At 66.1% G+C, this 10,290-nt stretch carries 7 protein-coding genes; 3 read left to right on the top strand and 4 right to left on the bottom strand.

The genetic code is table 11. The features are described from left to right. Positions 1 to 481 precede the first annotated feature (481 nt). Positions 482 to 1,945: a glucose-6-phosphate dehydrogenase gene (gene zwf, locus FHP25_RS38025; RefSeq protein ID WP_218578929.1), complete on the top strand. Its 1,464-nt coding sequence runs from the start codon at positions 482 to 484 to the stop codon at positions 1,943 to 1,945. 373 nt (positions 1,946 to 2,318) lie between these two features. On the opposite strand, the gene FHP25_RS38020 is transcribed toward zwf, so the two are convergent. The 4 genes from FHP25_RS38020 to FHP25_RS38005 form a co-directional block, all read right to left on the bottom strand. After that, positions 2,319 to 3,869 (bottom strand): DHA2 family efflux MFS transporter permease subunit, encoded by a 1,551-nt coding sequence (locus FHP25_RS38020; protein WP_147852222.1) that lies wholly within the window; start codon positions 3,867 to 3,869, stop codon positions 2,319 to 2,321. Positions 3,870 to 4,032: 163 nt separating this feature from the next. Beyond that, positions 4,033 to 5,199 (bottom strand): HlyD family secretion protein, encoded by a 1,167-nt coding sequence (locus tag FHP25_RS38015; RefSeq protein WP_147852221.1) that lies wholly within the window; start codon positions 5,197 to 5,199, stop codon positions 4,033 to 4,035. Positions 5,200 to 5,210: 11 nt separating this feature from the next. Beyond that, positions 5,211 to 5,666 (bottom strand): MarR family winged helix-turn-helix transcriptional regulator, encoded by a 456-nt coding sequence (locus tag FHP25_RS38010; RefSeq protein ID WP_147852220.1) that lies wholly within the window; start codon positions 5,664 to 5,666, stop codon positions 5,211 to 5,213. 207 nt (positions 5,667 to 5,873) lie between these two features. Beyond that, positions 5,874 to 7,550, bottom strand: a complete 1,677-nt coding sequence (locus tag FHP25_RS38005; RefSeq protein ID WP_147852219.1) for an AMP-binding protein — start codon at positions 7,548 to 7,550, stop codon at positions 5,874 to 5,876. Positions 7,551 to 7,791: 241 nt separating this feature from the next. On the opposite strand from FHP25_RS38005, the gene FHP25_RS38000 reads away from it, so the two are divergent. Both FHP25_RS38000 and FHP25_RS37995 read left to right on the top strand, forming a co-directional pair. Beyond that, positions 7,792 to 8,892 (top strand): LLM class flavin-dependent oxidoreductase, encoded by a 1,101-nt coding sequence (locus FHP25_RS38000; RefSeq protein WP_218578927.1) that lies wholly within the window; start codon positions 7,792 to 7,794, stop codon positions 8,890 to 8,892. An 83-nt stretch (positions 8,893 to 8,975) separates the two neighbouring features. Further along, positions 8,976 to 10,274 (top strand): amino acid ABC transporter substrate-binding protein, encoded by a 1,299-nt coding sequence (locus tag FHP25_RS37995; RefSeq protein WP_147852217.1) that lies wholly within the window; start codon positions 8,976 to 8,978, stop codon positions 10,272 to 10,274. The last annotated feature ends 16 nt before the right edge of the window (positions 10,275 to 10,290 follow it).

Genomic DNA, 10,290 nt, shown 5'->3' with positions numbered 1-10,290 from the left:
CTTCGCTTTGCCCAGTTCAAATGCGACGTACAGCGTGGCAAACTCCGTCTCAGCGGCGGGGGTGTCAGCGTGTTGCGAAGACTTCATCTCTCTTCCTCCGTAGGCTCGGTCCAAACTCAAAGCCTACCTCCTGACCTCTCGTCGCTACATAGAATCTGAGCGACGCGAAGGATCTTGCGGTGGCTGGCACAGCACCAGCGTTGCTGGTGACGGGCCGGACCGCGTCGCTCCAGCGACGCTCATGGCGATCGGAGGGAAGAGCGCCGCTGGAGCGGCGCGGTCCCAGCCGTCACCATAGCCGCCGGTGACTGGTGCCGCCCACCGCAAGATCCTTCGCATCACCCACGCTCGGGAAAACAGTCGCGACTCACCTTTCAGCCACAGTCGGCGCCACGGCAATTCCACAGGACGAGGCACGGCAGTGGCGCCGGCCGGCGGCGCAGGCCATGCTTGCGCATTGGTGCAACGCAAGGTGGCTGCATTGGCGAAGGATGCTTCACGGGTCGGTCCGAAGGACCCGCAGGTCGTCGTTCTCGTCGGCGCGACGGGTGATCTCTCCCGGCGCAAGCTGCTGCCGGGATTGTTCCGCCTGTGCACTGCCGGGTTCATTCCCGGCTGCCGCATCATCGGTGTCTCGCTGGACGAGATCGATGCCGATGGCTTCCGTGGCATCGCGCGCGCGGCGCTGGACGAGTTCTCCGGCCGCCAGGCGGGCGACGCCGACCGGACCGCGTTTGCGAAGATGCTGGACTATGTCCCGCTGTCGGCCGGCGCCGCGGCGCTGAAGGCAGCGGTCGATAAGGCAGAGCGCTCCCTGGGCGCGCAGAGCCGGCGCATCCATTATCTGAGCGTGCCGCCCAGCGCCGCCTTGCCGGCGGTGCGGCTGCTGGCGGAAGGCGGCCTCGTCGAGCGCTGCCGGATCATCATGGAAAAGCCCTTCGGCACCGATCTGGCGAGCGCGGTCGCCTTGAACGCCAGGCTCCATGAGGTCTTCGCCGAGGCGCAGATCTTCCGCATCGACCACTTCCTGGGCAAGGAGGCGGCGCAGAACATCCTCGCGTTCCGTTTCGCCAATGGCCTGTTCGAGCCGATCTGGAACCGCAACTTCATCGACCATGTGCAGATCGACGTGCCCGAGACGCTGGGCCTCAACAAGCGCGCCGGGTTCTACGAAGCGACCGGCGCCTTCCGCGACATGGTGGTGACGCATCTGTTCCAGATCCTTGCGTTCATGGCGATGGAGCCGCCGACATCGCTGGAACCGGCGCCGATCAGCGAGGAGAAGCACAAGGTCTTCCGCAGCATGCTGCCGATCGATCCGGGGATGGTCGTGCGCGGGCAGTACGCCGGGTACCGGTCCGAGGCGGGCGTCGATCCCGAATCGGACACCGAGACCTTCGTCGCGCTGAAATGCGCGATCGACAACTGGCGCTGGGCCGGCGTGCCGTTCTTCCTGCGCACGGGCAAGCGGCTTGCCGAAGGGCAGCGGATCATCTCCATCGCCTTCCGCGAGCCGCCCAAGAGCATGTTTCCGGCAGGCTCGGGGGTCGGCGCGCAGGGGCCTGACCATCTGACGTTCGACCTCGCGGACGCCTCGAAGATGTCGCTGTCCTTCTACGGCAAGCGACCCGGCCCGGGCATGAAGCTCGACAAGCTCAGCCTGCAGTTCGCCATGCACGACACGGGATGGGCGGGCGACGTGCTCGAGGCTTACGAACGCCTGATCCTCGACGCGATGCGCGGCGACCATACCCTGTTCACCACCGCCGAGGGCATCGAGCGGCTATGGGAGGTGTCGAGCCCGCTGCTGGAAGCACCCCCGCCTGTGCGCCCGTATCCGCCGGGGTCGTGGGGACCGAACGCGATCCACCAGCTCATCGCGCCGCACGCCTGGCGGCTGCCGTTCGAGCGGGCATGGCGGGATCCCAACAAGCTGGGCAGCTGATTGAGCATGGCTCCTCTCCCGCTGCGCGGGAGAGAGGAAGGGGCCCATCGTGCGCAGCACGATGGGAAGGTGAGGGGCCCGGGACGGCGCCGTGCGTGAAGCCCTCCCCCGCCGGTCGCTGGCGCGCCCGTCGACCCTTCGACTACGCTCAGGGCAGGCCTCTCCCGCTGGCGGGAGAGGTGACGACTGATGTTCCTCTCCCGCGGCGCGGGAGAGGAAGGGGCCCATCGTGCGCAGCACGATGGGAAGGTGAGGGGCCCGGGACTCGGCGCTGTGCGTGAAGCCCTCACCCGCCGGTCGCTGGCGCGCCCGCCGACCCTTCGACTACGCTCAGGGCAGGCCTCTCCCGCTTGCGGGAGAGGTGAAGAGGGCGTCAGTCCATCACGGCGGCGTGGCCGGGATCGGCGACGACACGGCGTGGCGGGCGCATCAGGAAGAGCAGGGGGATCACCACCAGGCAGATCACCATCATCAGCTTGAAGTCGTTGATGTAGGCGATGATGGATGCCTGCTGGTTGATGGTGGCGTCGAGCGCCACCAGGCCGGGCGTGGTGTGCGGGTTCCAGAAGCCGCCGCCGATGCCGGCCTGCAGCAGCCGGTTGAAGGGGCTGACATCGGCGGCCAGCTGGCTGTGCATGACCTGGATGCTCTCCTCGCGCACCAGGGTGGTGAGCGAGATGCCGATGGCGGCGCCGACATTGCGCACCAGGCTCCACAGCGCCGTGCCGTCGGTGCGCAGCTCGTTGGCCAGGGTCGAGAACGCGACCAGCTGCAGCGGGATGAAGATCAGCCCCAGCCCGAAGCCCTGCACGATGGTCGAGATCACCAGCGTGCGCTCCGACACGTCGGGGGTCCAGCCGGTCATCTGCCACATGGTGCCGCCCACGGTCAGCAGGCCGGCCAGCATCAGCAGGCGGGGATCGACGCGGCTGGACAGGCGTCCGGCCAGCATCATCGCCACCATGGTGCCTATGCCGCGCGGCGCCATGAGCAGGCCGGCGGTGAACACGGGATAGCCGGCCAGGGTCTGCAGGTAGGGCGCCAGCAGCGCGGCACTGGCCAGCAGGATCATGCCCACCGCGAACATCACCACCATGGCCATCATCAGGTTCCGGTCGCGGAACAGGCGCGGCGGGATGAACGGCTTCTTCGCCGTCAGCATGTGGACGACGAACCAGTAGAAGCCCAGGCCGGCGAGGATGGTCTCGAGGACGATCTCGCTGGAGCCGAACCAGTCCTTCTGCTGGCCGCGATCGAGCATGAGCTGCAGCGCCCCCAGCCCCAGGCTGAGCGCGCCGAAGCCGATCCAGTCGAACTTCAGCGGCTGGCGCTCGGTTTCCGGCAGGAAGATCAGCAGGCCGGCGATGGCGGCGACGCCGAACGGCAGGTTGACGTAGAACACCCAGCGCCAGTCGTAGATGTCGGTCAGGTAGCCGCCCAGCGTCGGCCCCAGGATGGGCCCGATCATCACGCCCATGCCCCACATCGCCATGGCCGAGCCGCGCTTCTCCGGCGGATAGATGTCGAGCAGCGTGGTCTGCGACAACGGCACCAGCACGGCGCCGAACAGCCCCTGCAGCAGGCGGAACGCCACGATCTCGATCAGCGACGTGGCCAGCCCGCACAGCATCGAGGCGATGGTGAAGCCGGCCAGCCCGATGATGAACAGGCGCTTGCGTCCCAGGCGCGTGGCCAGCCAGCCGACCGGCGCCGTCGCGATCGCCGAGGCCACGATGTAGGAGGTCAGCACCCAGGTGATCTGGTCCGCCGTGGCCGCCAGGCTGCCCTGCATGTAGGGCAGCGCGACATTGGCGATGGTGCTGTCCAGCGCCTGCATCAGCGTGGCGGCCATCGTGCACGCCGTGATGATCGCCCGCCCGCGCGATGGCGCGGCGTCGGCGGGCGGAGCTGTGGTTGCGCTCATGATTCTCTTTTCTCTTCACCTCTCCCGCGCGCGGGAGAGGTCGGGCGCGCGAAGCGCGGCCGGGTGAGGGCCTCGCGCACGGCATCTCGTCCTTTGGCCCTCACCTTCCCATTGCGCTTCGCGCAACGGGCCCCTTCCTCTCCCGCTCGCGGGAGAGGAGATGTCAAAGGATGTCCGACAGGGTGCGGCGGTGGCCGGTGTCGACGTCGACGATCACGCTCATGCCGGCGCGCAGGGCCGGGTCGCCGGCCTTGCGGTCGACCACGATGCGCAGGGGGATGCGCTGCACCACCTTGACCCAGTTGCCGCTGGCGTTCTGCGCCGGCAGCACCGAGAACTCGGCGCCGCTGGCGGGGCTCACCGTGTCGACGGTGCCGACCCAGACCCGGCCGGGATAGGTGTCGACGGAGACGCTCACCGGGTCGCCCGGCTTGACCCAGGTCAGGTCGGTCTCCTTCATGTTGGCCTCGATCCAGAGCTGGTCTGTCGACACCAGCGCCATGGCGGCGGCATTGGGCGCCAGGTACATGCCCGGCTGCAGCGTGTCGACCTTGCTGACGATGCCGTCGAAGGGCGCGCGCACGATGCTGTGATCGAGCTGGCGCTGGGCCTCGTCGACCTGCGCCTTGGCCTGCTGGTACTGCGGATGGTCGGTGACCGCGATATCGGGGTTGCCGTCGAGCCGGGCCACCTGCGCCTGGGCCTGCTGGCGCTCCGATGCCAGCGTCTGGCGCGCCGCCTCGTACTTGAAGCGGGCGTCGTCGTAGGTCGACTGCGAGATGCTGCCGCCCTTCACCAGGGCGGCGTAGCGGCGATACTGCGCTTCCGCCTGGTCGACCTGGGCCTGCTGCGCCTGGATGTCGCTCAGCATGCGCTGATAGTCCTGCTTCATCGCGTCGATCGACAGCGCCGTCTGCGACAGCTGCGCCTTGGCGCCGGCGACGGCGATCTCGTACTGCCGGGGATCGAGGCGGAACAGCACCTGTCCCTGCTTCACGCTCTGGCCTTCCTTGACCTCGATCGTGGACACGATGCCGGGCACGTCGGTCGAGACGAGCAGCTTGGCGGCGCGCACATAGGCGTCGTCGGTGGAGACGTAGCGCCCGCCGCCGAGCCACATGAAGCCGCCCACCAGCAGCACCAGGACCAGGCCACCGCCCATCAGGACAGGCCGCAGGATGCGGCGCGACTTCCACCACGGCCGCCGCGCGGCATCGGCATCGCCCGTCTGTTGCGGCGGCGCGGCATCCTTGTCGCGGTCGTCGGGCTCGGGCGCCTTGTCGGCGATGCGCGCGGCCGGGCGGCGCAAGGCGGTCGGCGATTTGCTCATGGCGTGTTCCTTCAGGCCGCCTGCTCGGGGACCGCGCTGTCCGACGTCAGGTTGGCCTTCATCTGCAGCAGACCGTCGACGATGGTGTCGACCCGCTTGGGCGAGAGGCCCTGGGTGATGAACGCATTCAGCTCGAGGCGGTAGTCGTTGATCTCGTCGACAAGCGGCGCCGCTGCCGGCGTCAGGTGCAGGCGCCAGACCCGGCGGTCGCGCGCATCGGGGCGGCGCTCGACCAGGCCGCGCTTCTCCAGGCGGTCGACGAGGCGCGCGATGGTGATGGGCTCGACCTCGACGATCGCCGCCAGCTCGTTCTGCGACAGGCCCGGGTGGCGGTCCAGCCGCGCCAGCACGACCCACTGCGCGCGTGTCATCCCGTGCGCCCGGGCCTTGCGGTCGGCGACCACGCGCATCAGGCGCGCGACGTCATGGAGCAGGATGAGGACATCCCGGTCGAACGATTCTGGCATCTCGACTTATCATAGATGGCGATAACATAAGCAGCGTTATCATAATTCCAAGCGTCGAGCCATGCATGCATGTCGGTGCAGGATCGCGTGGAACGCGAGCACAGGTGCGGCGCCGGCTTGCTTCATGGCCGGCGCCGACACCTGGCGGCTTCGAGCACGAGCCGGACCTGCGGCTTCCTCGCGGTCTCCCGGCGGAGCGGGGCGGTGCTACGAGCCCGCGGCCGTGCTCGTGGCGGCAAAACGGTCCGATTTCACGATGATGCCGGCCTTCTCCCGATCCCATGTATCCGCCGTGACGCCTTCCTGGCGCAGCTGGGTCTTCATCACCTTGGCGCTGGGCGTCTTGGGGAGCTCCGGCAACACGCGGACATAGCGCGGTATCATGAAATGCGACATCCGCGAGCGCAGGAACGCGATGAGTTCGGCCGGATCGATGGTCGCGCCCTCGACCGGTGCCAGGCAGACCATGACATCATCCTCACCCAGCTCGCTCGGCACGCCGATGGCGGCCGCTTCCTTGATCGCCGGGAAGGCGGTGACGTCGGCCTCCACCTCGAATGACGAGATGTTCTCGCCGCGCCGACGGATCGCATCCTTCAGCCGGTCGACAAAGTAGTAGTTGCCTTCACCATCGACACGGAAGGCGTCGCCGGTATGGAACCAGCCGTTGCGCCACGCCTTGGCCGTAGCCTGGGGATTGTTGTAGTAGCCGCTGTTCATGCCCCACGGCCGGTCGGTCCGCAGGATCATCTCGCCGATCTGCCCGACCGGCACCTCGCAGTCGTTCTCGTCGACCAGCCGCGCCTCGACGCCGTCACGCTTCTTGCCGCAGGTGCCGCGTGCCGTGGGATTGCGGCCAGACACGATGGGAGTCGAAATCTCCGTCATGTTGAAGATCGTGTACACGTCGACATCGAAGCGCTTGGAGAAGGCCTCGACGTCGTTGACGAGGGGCACCGTGAACACCATGCGCAGAGGGTTGTCGGCATCGTCCGCCCGCGGCTCCTGCTTTTGCAGGAAGCTTGCCATGACACCCAGCAGAAACACGACGCTGCACTTCGTGCGTCTGATGGATTCCCAGAAACGCGACGTCTCGAAACGATCGGCAAAGGCAATGGACGCGCCGCGGACGAGCATGACGTACATGACGCCCATGCCGCCGAGGTGGAACATCGGCGGGTTCACCATGAAGCGGTCTTCCGAGGTCACCATCGACCAGCTTTCCGGGCCGGCATTCGTGAAGATGTGCAGGTAGGATGCCAGCACGCCCTTGGATGGTCCGGTGGTGCCTGAAGTGTAGATGATCGACATCGGGTCCCACGGCTCGATCGGCCGCGGCGGCGCAGCCAGCCGGCCGGACCGCGGCAGCAATGCGTCGCAATACCGGAACGTCTCCAGCCGATCCGCCGCCTTCGGGCTGCCGACCACCACCAGCTTGCGCAGCCTGCCCAGCGGCACCTCATTCAAGCGGTCGACCAGATCGGCATGCACGACCGCGATCTCGGCATCGGCATTGTCGATCACGTGGGCCAGAAGAGAGCCCTTGTAGGCGGTGTTGATCGGCACATAGACCGCGCCCAGATAGTTGGACGCGAGGAAGACGCGCAGGTTCTCCCGGCAGTTCGGCAGCCAGACCAGCACGTGATCGCCCTGGCGCACGCCTATCTGCTGCAGGCCCAGCGCCGTCTGGACGATGTTGTCGCGGAGCTGGCGGTAGGTCCACGTCTCGTCGTTGTCCTCGAAGTGGACGAACACCTTCTCTGGGGTTTCGTGAGCCCAACGCTCGATGAGATCACGCACGACGACGGCTCGCCGTGGCGGAATGCGCGGATCGGTGGTCTCGGGCAGCGTCGGATAGGCATCCAGAACGATGTCCGTCGTCATTGTTGCTCCCTTCATGACTGAGGCCGGTAGTTCTATCTGGCAATTTGGTAGTATTTTATATCTTCAAATGTATTTTCAATACTGACCGGTAGGAATCATGTTTGATGACCGAACACGATCGCATCAGAGCGTCATAGTGGGACATACCAATTGGTCTGATTACATACTTGTGAGTATAAAAAATTAAATGTAGGTTTAGAAAATTATATGATCAGTAGAGAGCGCGACGATGCACGTTGGCATGGCGGTGATTTTCCAGAATCCGGGCGGCGCCCGGAGCGACCATGACGTCTATCGCACCGACGTCGAGCTGGCGCGTTCCGCAGAAAAGCTGGGTTTCGATTCGGTCTGGGCGGTGGAGCATCACTTCACCGACTACACGATGTGCCCGGATCCGATGCAGTTCCTGTCCTACATGGCCGGGTGCACGGAGCATGTCCTGCTCGGCTCGATGGTCGTGGTGCTGCCCTGGCACAATCCGCTGCGAGCCGCCGAGCAGATCGTCACGCTCGACAATCTCAGCAACGGTCGCGTCATTCTCGGGATCGGCCGCGGCCTGGGCCGCGTCGAATTCGATCGCTTCCACATCCCCATGGAGGAAAGCCGCCCGCGCTTCGTGGAAGCGGCCGAGATGGTGCTTGCCGGTCTTGAGAACGGCTATGTCGAGTACGACGGCAAGTTCTACAAGCAGATGCGGGCGGATATCCGGCCGGCACCCATCCGCAGCTTCAAGGGACGCACCTATGCTGCTGCCGTCTCGCCGGAATCGTCGCGCATCATGGCGCAGCTCGGCGTCGGCATCCTCATCATCCCGCAGAAGCCGTGGAAGGAAGTGCAGAAGGAGCTGGGGGAGTACCGCAGGATCTTCCGCGACGTCAGGGGCATCGAGGCGCCGCAGCCGCTGTCGGCCGGCTGGGTGTTCGTTGACGAGAACGCCGATCGCGCCGCCGAGAAGGCGCATGAATACATCGGCAGCTACTACAAATCCGTGATCGAGCACTACGAATTCGTCGGCGATCACCTGAAATCGACCGGTGGCTACGAATACTACGGCGAGATGCAGAACAAGCTCGGCAAGCTCGGCTCGAAGGAATTCGTCGATTTCTTCGTCGACCTGCAGGTCTGGGGCACGCCCGAGCAGTGCTATGAGCGGATCATGAAGATCCACGGCATGGTCAACAACTCGGGCTTCAACGCGGTTCTCAGCTACGGCAACATGCCGCCCGAAGAGGCCCGGCGCAACCGCGACACCTTCGTGCGCACGATCATGCCCGAGCTGAAGAAGTTCGATGCCGGCGCGCCCATCGACCTGTCGCCGCCGTTGCAGGCAGCTGCGGAGTGACGCCACCGGCGCGCGGCCATCGCCGGTATCGGCTGGCGGCCGCGCCCGTGATCAACCACAAGATCCAGTATGGAGGGAATGAAATGAGCGACGCCAAGAGGCGTGCCAGCAGGGCTGGAATCGGTCGCCGACGCCTGCTGAAATCAGCGGCGGGCAGCAGTGCCCTCATCAGCGCCGCCACCTATCTGCCTGGCCTGACCCTCAGCACGCCCGCCTGGGCGCAGAAGGGCGTGGTCAAGATCGGCGGCTCCCTGCCGCTGAGCGGCAGCTTCGAGAAGGTCGCCGCCCTGTATCGCGGCGGCTACGACCTGTGGTCCAAGACGGTCGGCAACAAGATGCGCGTCGGCGACCGCGAGCTGGACGTCGAATGGACGATCTACGACGACGAGTTCAACCCGGCGCGCACCGCCCAGCTCACGGAGCGGCTGATCTCCAGCGACAAGGTCGACCTCATCGTCGGCACCTACGGCACCGACACCGTGCTGGCCCAGGGGGCAATCGCCCGCCGCTACAAGAAGCTGACCATCCAGGCGGGCGCCGCATCCGCGCGCGTCGACGAGGAGATCGGCGGCACCACCACGTTCACGGTCGTCGGCGCTGCCGCTGCCTACCCGCGTCTGGCGATGGAGTTCATCGCCAAGCAGAATCCCAAGCCGAAGACCATCGCCACCATCACCTATGACGACGCTGCCTACAAGGAGATGACGGTCGAGATCAAGAAGCTGGCGGCCGAGCTGGGCATCAAGCACGTGCTCGACGTCGAGTTGCCGATCAACACGCAAGACCTGCGTCCGACCGTGCTGCGGCTGATGCGGGCCGGCGCCATCGACGTGGTCTACAGCACCGGCCACGACGTGCCGGTGATCAAGCTTGTCCAGGAATGCCAGGCGCTGCAGTTCAGCCCCAAGGCGCTGTTCGGCGGGCACCTGACCACGACGCCGTCCGTCAAGCAGGCGCTGAAGGAGCGTCTGAACTACCTCTATGGCGTCGCGATGTGGCTGCCGCAGTTCCCCTACAAGGACCCTTACTTCGCCAACTGCCAGGCTTTCGCGAACAAGCACAAGGAGCTCATGGGCTTCGAGCCGACCTATCATGCCGCGATGGCCTACACGATCCCGCTGCTCTATGAGACCGTGCTGCGCGACGCGCCCAAGGACGATCCGTTCAATTCGGAGGTCATGCGCAAGAAGCTGCTGGCCCTGAAGGGCGAACAGACCATCTGGGGGCCGGTCAGCTTCAACGACCGGGGCCGCATCACCGTTGCCGGCCTGCCGGTCATCCAGTGGCAGGGTCAGGATCCTCAGGTCAAGGTCCTCTATCCCGACAGCATGGCCGACGGCAGCGCGAAGTATCCCACGCCCGCGTGGTCCGCCCGCGGCTGAATCCGACCCTGGGCAA

The sequence above is a fragment of the Vineibacter terrae genome, assembly GCF_008039615.1.
Taxonomy (GTDB): Bacteria; Pseudomonadota; Alphaproteobacteria; order Reyranellales; family Reyranellaceae; genus Vineibacter; species Vineibacter terrae.
Note: the sequence above shows the minus strand (reverse complement) of the source record. Positions and strands in the feature narration are given on the sequence as shown.

What these genes read in the sequence shown, in the direction of transcription:
- FHP25_RS38005 (WP_147852219.1), bottom strand. Translation starts at nt 7,550, where the DNA reads ATGACGACGGACATCGTTCTGGATGCCTATCCGACGCTGCCCGAGACC.
- FHP25_RS38020 (WP_147852222.1), bottom strand. Translation starts at nt 3,869, where the DNA reads ATGAGCGCAACCACAGCTCCGCCCGCCGACGCCGCGCCATCGCGCGGG.
- FHP25_RS37995 (WP_147852217.1), top strand. Translation starts at nt 8,976, where the DNA reads ATGAGCGACGCCAAGAGGCGTGCCAGCAGGGCTGGAATCGGTCGCCGA.
- FHP25_RS38015 (WP_147852221.1), bottom strand. Translation starts at nt 5,199, where the DNA reads ATGAGCAAATCGCCGACCGCCTTGCGCCGCCCGGCCGCGCGCATCGCC.
- FHP25_RS38000 (WP_218578927.1), top strand. Translation starts at nt 7,792, where the DNA reads ATGGCGGTGATTTTCCAGAATCCGGGCGGCGCCCGGAGCGACCATGAC.
- FHP25_RS38010 (WP_147852220.1), bottom strand. Translation starts at nt 5,666, where the DNA reads ATGCCAGAATCGTTCGACCGGGATGTCCTCATCCTGCTCCATGACGTC.